The organism is Celeribacter baekdonensis B30 (assembly GCF_000299875.1).
GTDB classification, from domain to species: Bacteria; Pseudomonadota; Alphaproteobacteria; order Rhodobacterales; family Rhodobacteraceae; genus Celeribacter; species Celeribacter baekdonensis_A.
This window is the reverse complement of sequence record NZ_AMRK01000003.1, coordinates 1-13,813: the sequence shown is the minus strand read 5'-3', so window position 1 is coordinate 13,813 and position 13,813 is coordinate 1. Positions and strand designations below refer to the sequence as shown.

The 13,813-nt window shown below is 59.0% G+C and carries 14 protein-coding genes; 6 read left to right on the top strand and 8 right to left on the bottom strand.

Annotation, left to right across the window (positions count from 1 at the left end):
* Positions 1-39 precede the first annotated feature (39 nt).
* Positions 40-468, bottom strand: a complete 429-nt coding sequence (locus B30_RS05925; RefSeq protein ID WP_009571123.1) for an Lrp/AsnC family transcriptional regulator — start codon at positions 466-468, stop codon at positions 40-42.
* 116 nt (positions 469-584) lie between these two features.
* Between B30_RS05925 and rocF the strand changes: the two genes are divergently transcribed.
* Complete coding sequence (gene rocF, locus B30_RS05920; RefSeq protein WP_009571122.1) at positions 585-1,514, top strand: arginase; 930 nt, start codon at positions 585-587, stop codon at positions 1,512-1,514.
* The gene (locus tag B30_RS05915) at positions 1,514-2,563 is read left to right on the top strand and encodes an ornithine cyclodeaminase (protein ID WP_009571121.1); all 1,050 of its coding nucleotides are present in this window, start codon (positions 1,514-1,516) and stop codon (positions 2,561-2,563) included. The genes rocF and B30_RS05915 overlap by 1 nt, the downstream gene beginning before the upstream one ends.
* Positions 2,564-2,631: 68 nt before the next feature.
* On the opposite strand, the gene B30_RS05910 is transcribed toward B30_RS05915, so the two are convergent.
* Together B30_RS05910 and B30_RS05905 are read right to left on the bottom strand one after the other, a co-directional pair.
* Positions 2,632-4,086: an NAD-dependent succinate-semialdehyde dehydrogenase gene (locus B30_RS05910; protein WP_009571120.1), complete on the bottom strand. Its 1,455-nt coding sequence runs from the start codon at positions 4,084-4,086 to the stop codon at positions 2,632-2,634.
* Between the two features lies 1 nt (position 4,087).
* Positions 4,088-5,362 carry a 4-aminobutyrate--2-oxoglutarate transaminase gene (locus tag B30_RS05905; RefSeq protein WP_009571119.1) on the bottom strand — a complete coding sequence of 425 codons (1,275 nt, stop codon included), beginning with the start codon at positions 5,360-5,362 and terminating at the stop codon, positions 4,088-4,090.
* 125 nt (positions 5,363-5,487) lie between these two features.
* On the opposite strand from B30_RS05905, the gene B30_RS05900 reads away from it, so the two are divergent.
* Complete coding sequence (locus tag B30_RS05900) at positions 5,488-6,096, top strand: cupin domain-containing protein (RefSeq protein ID WP_009571118.1); 609 nt, start codon at positions 5,488-5,490, stop codon at positions 6,094-6,096.
* A 198-nt stretch (positions 6,097-6,294) separates the two neighbouring features.
* On the opposite strand, the gene B30_RS05895 is transcribed toward B30_RS05900, so the two are convergent.
* The 5 genes from B30_RS05895 to B30_RS05875 form a co-directional block, all read right to left on the bottom strand.
* Positions 6,295-7,023: an SDR family oxidoreductase gene (locus B30_RS05895; RefSeq protein WP_009571115.1), complete on the bottom strand. Its 729-nt coding sequence runs from the start codon at positions 7,021-7,023 to the stop codon at positions 6,295-6,297.
* 154 nt (positions 7,024-7,177) lie between these two features.
* Positions 7,178-7,750 (bottom strand): AAA family ATPase, encoded by a 573-nt coding sequence (locus B30_RS05890; protein WP_040401983.1) that lies wholly within the window; start codon positions 7,748-7,750, stop codon positions 7,178-7,180.
* Positions 7,747-8,646 carry an ROK family protein gene (locus B30_RS05885; protein WP_040401982.1) on the bottom strand — a complete coding sequence of 300 codons (900 nt, stop codon included), beginning with the start codon at positions 8,644-8,646 and terminating at the stop codon, positions 7,747-7,749. The genes B30_RS05890 and B30_RS05885 overlap by 4 nt, the downstream gene beginning before the upstream one ends.
* A complete protein-coding gene (locus B30_RS05880; protein WP_009571114.1) occupies positions 8,630-9,535 on the bottom strand; it encodes a tagatose-bisphosphate aldolase in 906 nt (301 codons plus the stop codon). The genes B30_RS05885 and B30_RS05880 overlap by 17 nt, the downstream gene beginning before the upstream one ends.
* Before the next feature lie 260 nt (positions 9,536-9,795).
* Positions 9,796-10,737, bottom strand: coding sequence for a sugar-binding transcriptional regulator (locus B30_RS05875; RefSeq protein WP_009571113.1), 942 nt, complete (start codon positions 10,735-10,737; stop codon positions 9,796-9,798).
* A 307-nt stretch (positions 10,738-11,044) separates the two neighbouring features.
* Between B30_RS05875 and B30_RS05870 the strand changes: the two genes are divergently transcribed.
* Genes B30_RS05870 through B30_RS05860 form a run of 3 tightly spaced genes read left to right on the top strand, consistent with a single transcriptional unit; the run spans position 11,045 to position 13,781 of the window.
* Positions 11,045-12,016 carry an ABC transporter substrate-binding protein gene (locus B30_RS05870; protein ID WP_009571112.1) on the top strand — a complete coding sequence of 324 codons (972 nt, stop codon included), beginning with the start codon at positions 11,045-11,047 and terminating at the stop codon, positions 12,014-12,016.
* Between the two features lie 56 nt (positions 12,017-12,072).
* Positions 12,073-13,044 (top strand): ABC transporter permease, encoded by a 972-nt coding sequence (locus B30_RS05865; RefSeq protein WP_009571111.1) that lies wholly within the window; start codon positions 12,073-12,075, stop codon positions 13,042-13,044.
* The gene (locus tag B30_RS05860) at positions 13,041-13,781 is read left to right on the top strand and encodes an ATP-binding cassette domain-containing protein (RefSeq protein WP_009571110.1); all 741 of its coding nucleotides are present in this window, start codon (positions 13,041-13,043) and stop codon (positions 13,779-13,781) included. Before B30_RS05865 ends, B30_RS05860 begins: the two co-directional genes overlap by 4 nt.
* Positions 13,782-13,813 lie beyond the last annotated feature (32 nt).

The following is a 13,813-nucleotide window of genomic DNA, read 5'->3' as shown; positions in this document are numbered from 1 at the left end:
ACAAAACGCGGCATGTTTGCCGCATATGCACCCGCCGGTTTACGACGTCACATGTGCAAGCAAGAGGCAACTTTCCGAATTGAGCACGCCGGGCACCTCGCGGATTTCACGCAAAACCCGGTCGAAATTCACCAAACTGTCGGTTTTGATCTCGACCACCAAATCCCATGATCCGTTGGTGGCATAGACGGTTGAGACCTCTGGAATGCGGGTCAGGGTGCGGATCACGGTGCGGGACATTTTGCCCTGAAGTTCGACCAATGTGATGGCTTTCACCTCGCCTTCGACATCGACATCGGTTTCGATGGTAAAGCGCCGAATACGGCCCTCCGCCACCAGCGCGTCCAAGCGCGTGCGCGTCGTGGTGCGGGACAATCCGGCCACCTGCGCCAGTTCGGTGATCGACATACGCGCATTCATCCGCAAAGCTGCGATCAGGGCTTGGTCAGAGGCGGAAAGAGGCGTCATGTTCATTTTGTCCAAATATCTGGTCACTTTGATCAATAATATATTCGATATGATCAATAAGTCAGTACATTTCGTCACGACCCTCGTGCATCTTTATCAAAACCAAAGGAAAAGCCATGACACGCACCTGTTCGATTCTCGGCGCACCGGTTGAAACCGGGGCCTCTCAGCCCGGTTGCTTGATGGGTCCGGCCAGCCTGCGCACCGCCGGATTGGCCCGCACGATCCGTTCTTTGGGCTGGGAGGTCTTTGACCTTGGCGACGTACACGTCGCGCCACAGCCGCCCGTGCCCCATGCCAACCCATCCGTGCACAACCTCTCGGACACGATCGCTTGGATCGAAGCGTTGGAACCGGCTGCTTATGCGGCCGCCAAGGCCTATGACCTACCGATTTTCATGGGCGGCGATCATTCGATGGCGGCGGGTACAGTACCAGGTCTCGCACGCTATGCCGCGGAGCAGGGACGGCCTTTGTTTGTGCTCTGGCTCGACGCGCACCCGGATTTGCACACATTGGACAGCACCGAGAGCGGCAATTTGCACGGCACGCCGATGGCCTATTACACCGGACAAGCGGGGTTTGACGCCTACCCAAATCTGGCCGCCTCAGTGCCGGTTGAAAACCTGTGCCTGATGGGCATTCGCTCGGTCGATGAGGCAGAACGCAATATTATCAGTACCTTAGGCATTGAAGTTCATGATATGCGTGCGATTGATGAGACCGGGGTCTTGGCGCCTTTGCGCGGATTCTTGGACCGTGTTGCGGCGGCCAACGGTCTGTTACACGTCAGCTTTGATGTCGATTTTCTCGACCCCGCCATTGCCCCCGCTGTCGGCACCACCGTACCGGGCGGTGCGACCTTTCGTGAGGCGCATTTGATCATGGAAACGCTCTGTGACAGTGGGCTTGTGAGTTCGCTCGACCTTGTGGAATTGAATCCGTTTTTGGACGAACGCGGGCGCACGGCGAAGCTGATGTGCGATTTGACGGCCAGCCTGTTTGGCCGTCGCGTTTTGGACCGTATGACCCGGAGTTTTGGATGATGAATACGCCGCAACCCTCTGAATTAGCTTATGTTCCCTTTGTCTCCGTCGCCAATATGATGCGCCTTGTGCACAGTCTTGGCGTCGATCGGTTTTTGTCGGACTTGGCCGCCTATATCGAAGAGGATTTCAAACGCTGGCCGGAGTTCGACAAAACCCCGCGCGTTGCCTCGCATTCGCTTGAGGGCGTAATCGAATTGATGCCGACGGCGGATGCGGAGCTTTATGGTTTCAAATACGTCAATGGCCACCCTAAGAACATGAAAGAGGGGTTTCAGACCGTCACGGCCTTTGGTGTTTTGTCTTCAGTTTCAAATGGCTATCCGGTGCTGCTTACGGAAATGACGCTGCTCACCGCGCTGCGCACGGCGGCGACCTCGGCACTGGTTGGGCGCTATTTGGCCCCGAAAGGCGCGTCGGTGATGGCGATGATCGGCAATGGCGCGCAATGCGAATTTCAGGCGCTGGCGTTTCGTGCGCTTTGTGGCATCACCCGCTTGCGGCTGTATGACATCGACCCGGCGGCCACGGCCAAGGCCAAGCGCAACTTAGAGGGGCAGGGGTTTGATGTCATGGCCTGTTCTTCCGCCCAAGAGGCTGTCGAAGGCGCGGATGTGATCACCACCTGCACCGCTGACAAACAATGCGCGACGATCCTGACCGACAATATGGTCGGGCGCGGCCAGCACATCAACGCGATCGGTGGCGATTGTCCGGGCAAAACCGAGCTTCACAAAGACATCCTGACGCGGGCGCAGATTTTCGTCGAATACCCGGAGCAAACCCGGATCGAGGGTGAGATTCAGCAACTTGCGGCAGATCATCCGGTCACAGAGCTGTGGCAGGTGATGCGTGGCGAGGTGCCGGGACGCACAGATGCCAATCAATTGACGCTGTTTGACAGTGTTGGCTTTGCGATTGAGGATTTTTCCGCCCTGCGGTTCGTGCGCGATAAAGTGGCGGGGACCGCATTTTCCGAACCTCTTGATCTTTTGGCCGACCCGGACGATCCGCGCGATCTGTTCGGGATGCTCACCCGCGCCGGATAAAGAGGCGGATAAAGAAAACCTCCCGCAGAGACTGCGGGAGGTTATGTGTTTAAGAGCTTCGGGGCTGTTTAGGACAAGCCGCCAAAGCACAGGTTCTTGATTTCGAGATAGTCGTCACAGCCGTATTTCGAACCTTCGCGGCCCATGCCGGACTGTTTGACGCCGCCAAACGGGGCCATTTCGGTTGAAATCACCCCGGTGTTGATGCCGACCATCCCGGTTTCAAGCGCTTCGCCCACGCGCCACGCACGGTTCAAATCGCGGGTATAGAAATACCCGGCCAAACCGAATTCGGAGGCATTGGCAAAGCTGACCGCCTCGTCTTCGGTGTCGAATTTCACCAAGGGCGCGAGCGGGCCAAAGGTCTCTTCGGTCGCGACCTTCATCTGTTGTGTCACGCCCTTGATCAATGTCGGTTCAAAGAAGGTCCGACCCAAGTTGGAGCGCGTGCCACCGATGACAACTTCCGCGCCTTTGGCGACCGCATCGGCAATGTGATCTTCGACCTTCGCCACGGCTGCAGCGTTGATCAGCGGCCCGGTGTTGACGCCCTCGGCAAAACCATCGCCCAACGACAGGGCACCCAAAGCCGCACTGAGTTTCTCGGCAAAAGCGTCATAGACGCCTGCCTGAACATAGATGCGGTTGGCACAGACGCAGGTCTGACCGTTGTTGCGGAATTTCGCCAACATCGCACCTTCGACAGCCGCATCAATATCGGCGTCATCAAAGACGATGAACGGCGCGTTGCCACCCAATTCCATCGACAGTTTCTTGATCGTCTCAGCGCCCTGACGCATCAGGATTTTGCCGACGCGGGTGGACCCCGTGAAGGTGATCTTGGCGACTTTGGTGTTGGCACAGAGCTCGGCACCCATGCCCGACGCGTCCAGACCCGGCAACACGTTGAACACACCCGCAGGCACGCCGGCGCGTTCGGCCAATACAGCCAAAGCGATGGCGGAGAGCGGGGTGAATTCGGACGGGCGCGCCACCATGGTACAGCCCACGGCGAGGGCCGGGGCCATCTTGCGCGCCAGCATCGCGTTGGGGAAATTCCACGGTGTGATCGCGCCGACAACGCCCACGGGTTGCTTGATGATCACCATGCGTTTGTCGGCTTGCGCGCCGGGGATGAGATCGCCGTAGACGCGTTTGGCCTCTTCGGCGAACCATTCGATATAGGAGGCACCATACAGGATTTCACCGCGCGCTTCGGCCCAGGGCTTGCCCATTTCCATGGTCAGGATCGTGGCCAGATCGTCGGCGTTTTCCACCATGAGATCAAAGAGCTTGCGCAGGATCGCGGACCGCTCTTTGCCGGTTTTGGCCGCCCAGGCGCGTTTGGCGGCGTAAGCGGCGTCAATCGCCATGCTGACGTCTTCGGCGGACATGTCGGTGACATGGGCGATGATGTCGCCGGTGGAGGGGTTCTCCACCGGGAATGTCGCTTTGCCTTCGATCCAGACGCCATTCACATAGGCACGGGTTTCAAACAGACTTGGATCTTTCAGTTCGCGCATCTTAGGCCTTTCTGGCGGCAGCGACCGCCTCAGTCAAAAGGGTCATGGCTTCGTCAAACACGGTCTCTTCGATGGTGAGCGGTGCGAGGAAGCGGATGACGTTTCCATAGACGCCACAGGTGAGCAAAAGCAACCCGCGCTTCAAGGCTTCCAGACGGATTTTGCCGGTCAGCTCCGGGTTTGGCTTGCCATCGGCGGTGAGGAATTCGGCAGCGACCATAAAGCCCGGACCACGAATATCCGCCAATTCCGGCGTGGTCTTTTGGATCTCGGCCAAAACGGCTTTGAGTTTGCCACCGAGCATTTCGGCACGATCACAGAGGCCTTCGCTCTCGATCACATCCAACACCGCGTTGCCCGCCGCAATCCCCAACGGGTTGCCGCCGTAGGTGCCGCCCAAACCGCCGGGGGCAGCCGCATCCATCATCTCGGCGCGGCCGGTGACCGCAGAGATCGGGAAACCGCCGCCCAAGCCTTTGGCCATGGTCGTCAAATCGGCGGCCACGCCATAGTGCTCCATCGCGAACAGTTTGCCGGTGCGGGCAAAGCCGGTTTGCACTTCGTCGGCGATCATCACGATGCCATGGGCGTCGCAAAGCGCGCGCAGGCGGGTGACAAATTCTGCCGGGGCCGGATAAAAACCGCCTTCACCTTGGACCGGTTCGAAAATCGCGGCGGCAACGCGGGCCGGGTCAAGATCGGCTTTGAACAGGGCCTCGATTGCGGCAAATGTGTCATCGACCGACACGCCATGCAGAGCGCAGGGGTAGGGGACGTGGAACACGTCGGACATCATCGCACCAAAGCCGACCTTATAAGGCACAACTTTGCCGGTCAGGGACATGCCCATAAAAGTGCGGCCATGAAAGCCGCCGCCAAAGGCGATCACGGCGTCGCGTTTGGTATAGGCACGCGCGACTTTGATAGCGTTTTCAACGGCTTCTGCGCCAGTTGTGACAAAAATGGACTTTTTGACGAAGTCACCCGGTACTTTTTCATTCAACCGTTCGGCCAGGCGCACATAGGGCGCATAGGGCAAAACTTGGTGACAGGTGTGGGTGAAGGCGCCGAGCTGTGCGGTGACCGCTTCGATCACTTTCGGGTGGCGGTGACCGGTGTTGACCACGGCGATACCTGCGGCGAAGTCGATCAAACGATTGCCATCTTCGTCCCAGACTTCGGCATTGAGCGCGCGGGCAGCGAAATGGTCGGTCATAACGCCGACGCCACGGGCAAGGGCGTTGACGCGGCGGGTGGCAAGCTCGGAATTGGTCATGGGAACAGCCTTTCACATCTGTGTTTAAAGAAACGCTATGCGGGATTTGAATATCACAATAGTCTGTTTCTTTCTGTTTTTAAGCCCTTATAATCATAGGGTCTTGAAACAGAAGTTTAGATATAATGAACACTTCCAACACCCAAGTCTCCACGACTCACCATCAACCGCATTCCGGCGTTCAGGACGATCTGGCGCTTGGGCATCGACTGCGCGTGTTGCGCGATCGTGCCGGGCTGTCACAGCGGGCCTTGGCCAAAAAGGTCGGCGTGCCCAATTCGACGATCTCCTTGATTGAGTCCGGCAAGATGAATCCCTCTGTCGGGGCGCTGCGCAAAATCTTGGATGGTATTCCGGTGCGGATGTCGGAGTTCTTTGCCTTTGAGCCGGATCCTGAACGGCAGATTTTCTATGCGGCTGAGGATCTTGTGGAGATCGGCAAAGGCAAGCTGTCGCTCAAACAGGTGGGATCGACGTTGTTTGGGCGCGCGATGATGTTGTTGAAGGAAACCTATCAACCGGGCGCGGATACGGGGCGTGTGATGTATGGCCATGAGGCGGAGGAAGGTGGCATTGTGATCTCTGGCCGCATTGAGATCACTGTCGGCGAAGAGCGAAAAATTCTTGGGCCCGGTGATGCGTATTATTTTGACAGCCGCACACCGCATCGGTTTCGTCAGGTTGGGCCGGAGCCCTGTGTGATGTTCAGCGCCTGCACGCCACCGACGTTTTAACAGTGTGGCGAGCTGTGGGAGTTAGGATATAATACCTATATTACAAAGCATTATTACACGTAGTTCCGGTGGCACAGTATCTAATTAATATACATAATACCAATTATAGGACTTTTTGATCTTACAAAAAACTATGGCGCTCCCGACCATCGGTTCGACTTTGCTGGATCACCGCGCGGCGCACAGATCACCTCCGTCTCATACCGCCGTATAGCCGCCGTCGATCGGCAAGGCCACGCCGGAAATCATCGACGCGCCCTCACTCAACAGAAAGGCGATTGGCGCCGCGATGTCCGCCTCGGTGGCCCAACGGCCCAATGGCATCTGGCTTAAAAACGGCCCCTCGATCTCGGGTCGTCCCCAGTACCACGCGGACATCGGCGTCATCACCACAGTCGGATGCACCCCGTTCACCCGGATGTCGTGGCGGCCCAGTTCCAGGGCGGACACGCGGGTGATATTGTCGAGGGCCGCCTTTGACGAGCCGTAGGAGATATGCCCTTTCAGTCCGACCAAAGAAGCCTGACTCGACACATTCACGATCGCGCCACCACGGCCCAGACGGATCATCGTGCGCGACGTGTATTTCGTCACAAGCAGCGCGCCGCGCGCATTGATCGAGATGACCTTGTCAAAAACCGAGATGTCAGTCTCCATCGGCGTTGCGATCTCACCGCCGAACCCACCGCAATTCACCACTCCCCACAGATCCAGATCGCCAAGTGCCGCCGCAACGCTGTCTTCCGAGGTCAGGTCGAAAACCAAGGTCCGGCAGCCGGTTTCATGCGCCAGTGCTGCAAGTTTTTCCTCGTTCTGGCCAGCAGCGATCACATCCGCCCCTTTGTGACACAGCAAACGCACGGTTGCGCCGCCGATGCCGCCGCTGGCACCGGTTACAAGAAGTGCTCCCTTGTCATAATCCGCCATCTGTCTTCCTCCCATGGTGTTTCTCAGGGTTGAATGAGCACCGCATCATCGTAATGAAACCCATCCATCGGCAAGGCGGATGCAGAGCGACCCAACCGTACGAGCCTCTCGCAAAGCTGGTCGGTTGTGATGGGCCTGCCCGTCACGTTGCCCGTCACCTTGTCCCTCTGACGTCACCGCCCTCCCCGTTCAGCGCCGCCAGAACCCGCGCACCAAGATCGTCCGGTATCGGCGCATCCCCATCGACCTCTATCACCGGGCTCAATGTGCGCGGTCGGGCCACGCTTGCGAGCTCGTAAAGTTCATCGGCATAGGAGGCGGGCAAATGCCCGGCATGTCGCCCGCTTGAACGCGCACGGTATCGCTCCGCCGCCAAATCGGGCGGTATGGCCACCCAGATCTCAACCAGCCGCTCAATCCCGGCCCGCCTGATATGCGCGCGCAGAACCTCTTCGGGTTGAAATCCGTGCCACGCGTCGATCACCGGGATCAGGCGCTGCGGAAAGGCAGAAATGGAGTTGAAAATGGCGTGGTAACTCGCACGACCCAGCATCCGGTTATGGTCCCGGTCGCCGGTGCCGATATGCGCAAAAAGGCCTTCTTTGACCGTATCAAGGCTCAGCGGCACCGCCGCAATACCTGCTGCGTCAAGCTGAGCCACCAGCGCTGTCGCGACGGTGGATTTGCCGCTTGCCGGCACCCCGTTGACCAACACCGCGCCTCTCATCGGAATTGCCCCGTCATCTCCGAGGCGATATCGAACGCGGCGAGACCCGCACCGATCACCCCCGCAGTGTCGCCCAAACGCGCCGGTTCGACCAGCACCGTGAACCAACGCGACTCGTCCGCCAGATGCGCCAGAGCCGCAGACATTTCCTGCCCAAGCCCCCCGCCCACCAGGATCAGCTTTGGATCCGCCATCGACACCAGAGATTGCAAAGCCCGCTGAAGCGGCGCCGCCCAAACATCGAGCAGAACCTGCGCTTGACCGTCCCCGGCTTCGGCGCGGGACAGCACCTCCTCTGCGCGCATGTCCTCGGGCATACCGGCCTCGGCCATCAATCGCCCAAGGGCCGTGCCGGAACTGAATGTCTCGACACACCCGCGGCGTCCGCATTTGCACAGAGGCCCGTCAGAAGAGACGACGATATGACCAAACTGACCCGACAGGCCCCCGCCGTACCACGGCTGACCATCAAGGAGCGCAGCGCCGCCAATGCCCGTGCCGATCGTCACCATAAAGACCAACCCGTCACGCCCACCCGTACGGCTGAACCCCTCGGCAATCAGCGCCATGGTCGCATCATTTTCAACCCGGACGGGTAGCCCTGTCGCCTGTCGCACCTCTGCCGCAAGATCAAGCCCGGCGATATCCAGATATCCCGCAGAAAGAATTTTCTTTGTGCGGCCATCAACACGGCCTGGAATGCCAATGCCAACAGCCGTGGCCCCATGGCGCATCCTGTCCACCAAGCGCAAAAGTTGCGCCAAAAACCCGCCAGCGTCCTGACAGACAGGTTCGATCACCCGGTCCAGAAGCGCCCCTTCTGCCGTGATCCGCGCGACGCGGATGCGGGTTCCCCCGACATCCACGCCGATCGTTGTGTTAGCGCTTGTCCGCATGGCGTTCCAAGATGTCCTGGATTTGCTTGAGCCGTTCACTGGCAATCTTTTCCAGATTGTCCGCGTTGACCTCCGGGGTCAACGAAATGCAATCTTTCCATAGGGCGCGCCCGGCGATGACGCCTGAGGCCCCGTTTTGCATCGCGGTTTCGACCTGACCGATGAAAGTGTCGTGGTCGACACCGGCAGACAACACGGCCCAAGGCACATCCCCACAAAGCGCAGAGATTTCGGCACAGGCCTCCGCCGTCCCCGGATAGGGCAGCTTGAGAACTTTGGAACCAAGCTCCAACGAAATCCGCGCGCTCTCGACGATAAGGCTTGGGAAGGCCGCGCGATAGGCCTCATCGCTTTCACCGTCGAGTTGGTAGGTCAGGATTTCGACAACCAGAAGAAGGTCTTCGGCGGCGAAATCCGCGATGCAATCCTTGATGATCCCGATGTTGATCACGTTGGCGTCCGGCCGATCGGGCCGCAGGTAAACCATGAGCTTCGCACCCGTCCCGCCCAGCTCACGCACTCGGCGCGCCGTGATGCCCGGCACGAGTTTCGATATTTGATAGCCGTTCTCGTCCGTGTCCCAGCCCGAGGCATCCAGACCGATCAACAGACCCGTGTCGCGGGACAGCGTCCCATCGTCCACAACCCCCGGCACGGCGCATACCGCATCGAGCAGCACGCAGGAGGCTTTGTTCGCCAAATGACGCACTATGCCGGATTTCACCACACCCAGCATGGCTTCGTCGATGGCCGATTGGCCCTCTGGGGTGTCGGCCAAGACCTTGCGCATCCCGCCGCGTTGGTCACAGGCAACAACCATCATCAAGCCGTTGTCCCCGCAAATCTGCCGGTACCCACGGCGTTCGGCTGTCGTCATCAATTTGGTCATTCGGGTTGATCCTTGTCTCGTATCATCTCGCCATCCGGCATGTGCCGGTCACTCAGGCTGCGGACACCGCAGACAGGGGCACGACAGGCGAACCCGTCGTGGCATCCCGCATTTCTGCTGAGACCCCTCCCCCTGCCATCGGTGCAGATGATGCGATTCTCATTCGGAATCCCTCCAGCCCCCGCAGCTTGACTAAGCAGTAGCGGTCGCGGAGTTCATTCTCAACAATTTTTTTCAGAAATAAATTTCTATATTAGGTACTAGGTAGTTTCGCTGCTTTCCAGCAGATCAAGCACCTGGCTTGCCGCCCGGGTATCTGTCACCAGAGCGTTGATCATCCCCGAACGTGCGGCACCGATGATGGACGCCGCCTTTTCGCGCCCCATGGCAACGCCGATAGACAGCGGAATGCGTTCGAGTTGCGCCCGGCCAATCGACATCTGGTTCTCCTGCCCCGGCCAACGAATTTCACACCCTTCCCTGTCAAAATAGTGCCGCACGACGTCGCCTGACACCCGCGTTGCCTCCGCCGCGCTGAATCCCATGCTGGTATTCGTCCCATCACGCAAATAGGCCCCAAGGCCCACGATTGCCACGTCGACCCGCGCCCAAAGGTCAATCAGCTGAGCCGTGCGCGGATCGCGCAGGAGAACGGAATGCAACTCAGGTGACACCATCGAAGGAGCATAGAGAAACCGTGGTTCCCCCCCCATCTGTTCCGCCGCCATGCGCACGAATTCATTGATCTGAAAGTGAGACGCGGTCTCATGCATCCCGCCAGTTATAGGCACGACCACCACCTCGGGAACCTTAGGCAGACCGGCGGAGATGACGCTCTGAATCGTGCGGCCCCAGCCAATGGCCACGACAGCTCCGGGGGCAAGGTTTGCCTCAATGAGCAAAGCGCCCACCTGTGTGCTGAGCGCCACGGCCTTGTCACTTTCCGTCACCCGGACGGATTTCAGGCCCAGAGCCGCCGCAAGTTTGTTTCCCAGCCCGTCGGCCTCGTCGAGGTCCAACACCTGAATGCGGACAATCCCCTCGTCCCGGGCAAGACCCAGCAGGCGAGAGATCGTCGCGGTCGACACCTCCATGCGACGGGAGACCTCAACCTGCGACAATCCTTCCAGATAGTGCAGCTTGGCCGCCGTATGCATCATATGACGATTGAGAAGTTTGTGGGGTTTCACGCGCTTGGTCATCGGCTCTCACTGGAAATATGTTTCAGACATAAACCTCCTGCACCAAGCGACGACAAATGGCAATCGGTCTCAGGCGGACTCGCGGATAACCTGCGGATCAAGAGGCAGATTGGAATGCGGCAACCATTTGGGTTTCCACAGTTGCGGAGTTTGGAAATATATTTCTGATATTTACTTCTTGCTAGGCCAGGAGAACCCCGGCAAGCTGCCGTCACCGAATTTCGGTTCTTTGATTCGCCCTGAGGAGGAAGGGGCAGATCAAGAGATGCGGCTCAATGGAGCCGTGCGAACAAGGGAGGAAACCTATATGAAAAATCTTATCAAAACCGCTGTCTTCGCAGCGGTACTCGGCTCCGCCGGAGCCGTACAAGCACAGGACGATCTCAGGATCACCCTTATTCCCGGCCTCACCACTGACGCCTTTTATATCACCATGAATCGTGGTGCGCAGGCGGCCGCGGACGCCCTTGGAATCACCGTCGACTTTCAGGGGGCCGAAGAATTTGATCCGGTCCTGCAAACCCCGGTCCTTGACGCCGTCATTGGTCGCGGCCCGGATGCGATCCTGATTGCTCCGACCGACAGCGTCCAGATGATCGAGCCGCTGCGCCGCGCGTCGGAAGCGGGAATCCCGGTCATCACCGTCGACACGTTCATCGACGACGGCAAGTATCAGGACGGTGCCGGAGACGGGGATTTCCCATTCTCCTACATCGCCTCGGACAACACCGCAGGCGGCCGCATGGCAGCCCGCTACATGGCAAATCAGATGGGGGGCGAAGGCAAGGTCTATGTCTCGAATGTCCGTCCCGGCATTTCGACCACGGACCAGCGTGAAGAGGGTTTCAAGGCAGAGATGGCCGAGAGCTTTCCAAACGTTGAAGTGCTTGAAACCCAGTATAACGAAAACGACGCCTCGTTGGCGGCCTCACAGTTTCAGGCCGTTCTGGCGCGCAACCCAGACATCTCGGGCGTCTTTGGCGCCAACCTCTTTTCGGCTCTCGGTGCTGCCAACGGTGTCGAAAGCGCCAACAAAGCGGATGAGGTGACCGTGATCGCCTTTGATGCTCCCACCTCGATTGTGAACAACATCTCCTCGGGCCTCGTTGATGCGGCTATCGCCCAGCACCCGGCGGAGATTGGCTATTACGGTGTGATGACGGCCTATGCCGTTCTCACCGGCAACTCCGTTCCGGTCTCAATCGGCACCGGCTTTACCGTGATTGACGCCAACAATGTCAATGACGACGCAACTGCCAAATTCATCTACTCAGAATGACGGACAATACGGTGAACGGGAGTAACACCAATACTAAACCCGGAGGGACCTCATTCGTGAGGTCCCTGCTCAACGCATGGTCGTGGCTGTTCCTGATCCTCATCCTCGGCTTTTTCGAAATCTATGCACAAACCCAAACCGGAAGCACCCTACTTTTCCGGATCTATAACCTGCAAGCCATCTCGATTGCCGCCTCGCAGATCCTTTTGCTCGGTCTTGGACTGACGTTGGTCATCGTGGCCGGTCACATCGACCTCTCGATCGCCTTCAGTACCGGTTTCGCGGCGGTTGTCATGGCCCTGATCGTTCGGACGGCGGGCGCCGACGCTGGCTGGGTCACCGTGATCCTCGCCATGCTGGCAGGCCTCGGCGCTGCCGCGTTGGTCGGCGCGGTCAACGGCTGGCTTGTTGCCATCCTGAATGTGCCGAGTTTCATCGGTACGCTCGGCACCTATGGCATCGCCCGTGGCGCGGCCTTGATTGTGGCTGGCGGTGCGACGGTGTCGATCCGCAACGACCATACCCGCGCTTTCGGCAATGGTGACATCCTCGGTCTTCCGGTTCCACTGGTCGTGGCCGCCGTTCTGACGCTCGTCTGTCACTACCTGCTCAAGCACACGCGATTTGGCGCCCACACCTATGCGCTCGGGGCCAACCGTGCCTCGGTGGAACGGGCTGGCGTGAATGTCAAAAAGCACCTGATCCTGCTCTTTATCCTTTCGGCCTTCACGGCGGGGATTGGTGGGCTGATCTACACCAGCCGTTTTTCGGCCGGAGCCGCCAATGCGGGGGAACCGATCCTGCTTTACGCCGTCGCTGCGGTGTTCATCGGAGGTGCGTCACTCACCGGCGGTCAGGGCACCATCACCGGCACCGTCATCGGCGCCTTCATCATCGCCGTGATCCAGTTTGGTCTCGTCTTCTGTGGCTTGCCGCCCTATTGGCAATTCGTTGCGGTGGGCCTCGTGATCATTGTTGCTGTCCTTGTGGACCAGTCAAAAGACCGGCTTATGGGAGGTAAATCATGACTACGCTTTTGAAGATCGACGGTCTCAAGAAACGGTTCGGCGGCAACGAGGCGGTCAAGAACGTCAGCTTTGAGGTCAATCCCGGCGAATGCGTCGTCCTTGCAGGCGACAACGGCGCGGGCAAGTCGACCGTGATCAAAATGATCTCGGGCGTCTATCAACCCACCGACGGCAAAGTCTACATGAACGGCGCATTGTTGACGGGGAAAACCCCCGAAGCGGTGCGCACGGCGGGGATTGAGACGATCTATCAAGATCTTGCGCTGGCCGACAATCTTGATCCGGGGCTGAACCTTTACCTCGGGCGCGAGGCGGTCAAGCATGTGCTCGGGGTCCCCTACCTCGACCGCAAGAAGATGCGGGAAGATGCGGCGAAAGTGATGCTCAGCCTCGGAATCGTGGTGCCGGACCCAACCGCCCCGGTGCGCGAAATGTCTGGCGGTCAGCGTCAGGCGATTGCCATCGCCCGTGCGATCCATTGGCAGGCGGGCATTGTCATCATGGATGAACCGACCGCGGCGCTTGGTGTCCCCGAACAACGTGAGGTCATGGCCCTCATCGAACGCCTGAAAAAGCAGGGGGTGGGGATCATTCTGATTTCTCACAACCTGCCCGATATCTTCGCCGCTGCGGACAGGATCATCGTCCTCGCCCGCGGGGTGGTGGCCGGCGAACGTCGACCTGCCGAGACCAATGACGAGGAAATCGTCCGGATGATGATGGGCGCCACGCTCTGATCCGGGCCCCGCGCGCCCACACGGCTTGTTCG

What these genes read in the sequence shown, in the direction of transcription:
- B30_RS05925 (WP_009571123.1), bottom strand. Translation starts at nt 468, where the DNA reads ATGACGCCTCTTTCCGCCTCTGACCAAGCCCTGATCGCAGCTTTGCGG.
- B30_RS05895 (WP_009571115.1), bottom strand. Translation starts at nt 7,023, where the DNA reads ATGGCGGATTATGACAAGGGAGCACTTCTTGTAACCGGTGCCAGCGGC.
- B30_RS05910 (WP_009571120.1), bottom strand. Translation starts at nt 4,086, where the DNA reads ATGCGCGAACTGAAAGATCCAAGTCTGTTTGAAACCCGTGCCTATGTG.
- B30_RS05915 (WP_009571121.1), top strand. Translation starts at nt 1,514, where the DNA reads ATGAATACGCCGCAACCCTCTGAATTAGCTTATGTTCCCTTTGTCTCC.
- B30_RS05860 (WP_009571110.1), top strand. Translation starts at nt 13,041, where the DNA reads ATGACTACGCTTTTGAAGATCGACGGTCTCAAGAAACGGTTCGGCGGC.
- B30_RS05885 (WP_040401982.1), bottom strand. Translation starts at nt 8,646, where the DNA reads ATGCGGACAAGCGCTAACACAACGATCGGCGTGGATGTCGGGGGAACC.
- B30_RS05890 (WP_040401983.1), bottom strand. Translation starts at nt 7,750, where the DNA reads ATGAGAGGCGCGGTGTTGGTCAACGGGGTGCCGGCAAGCGGCAAATCC.
- B30_RS05870 (WP_009571112.1), top strand. Translation starts at nt 11,045, where the DNA reads ATGAAAAATCTTATCAAAACCGCTGTCTTCGCAGCGGTACTCGGCTCC.
- B30_RS05905 (WP_009571119.1), bottom strand. Translation starts at nt 5,362, where the DNA reads ATGACCAATTCCGAGCTTGCCACCCGCCGCGTCAACGCCCTTGCCCGT.
- B30_RS05875 (WP_009571113.1), bottom strand. Translation starts at nt 10,737, where the DNA reads ATGACCAAGCGCGTGAAACCCCACAAACTTCTCAATCGTCATATGATG.
- B30_RS05900 (WP_009571118.1), top strand. Translation starts at nt 5,488, where the DNA reads ATGAACACTTCCAACACCCAAGTCTCCACGACTCACCATCAACCGCAT.
- rocF (WP_009571122.1), top strand. Translation starts at nt 585, where the DNA reads ATGACACGCACCTGTTCGATTCTCGGCGCACCGGTTGAAACCGGGGCC.
- B30_RS05880 (WP_009571114.1), bottom strand. Translation starts at nt 9,535, where the DNA reads ATGACCAAATTGATGACGACAGCCGAACGCCGTGGGTACCGGCAGATT.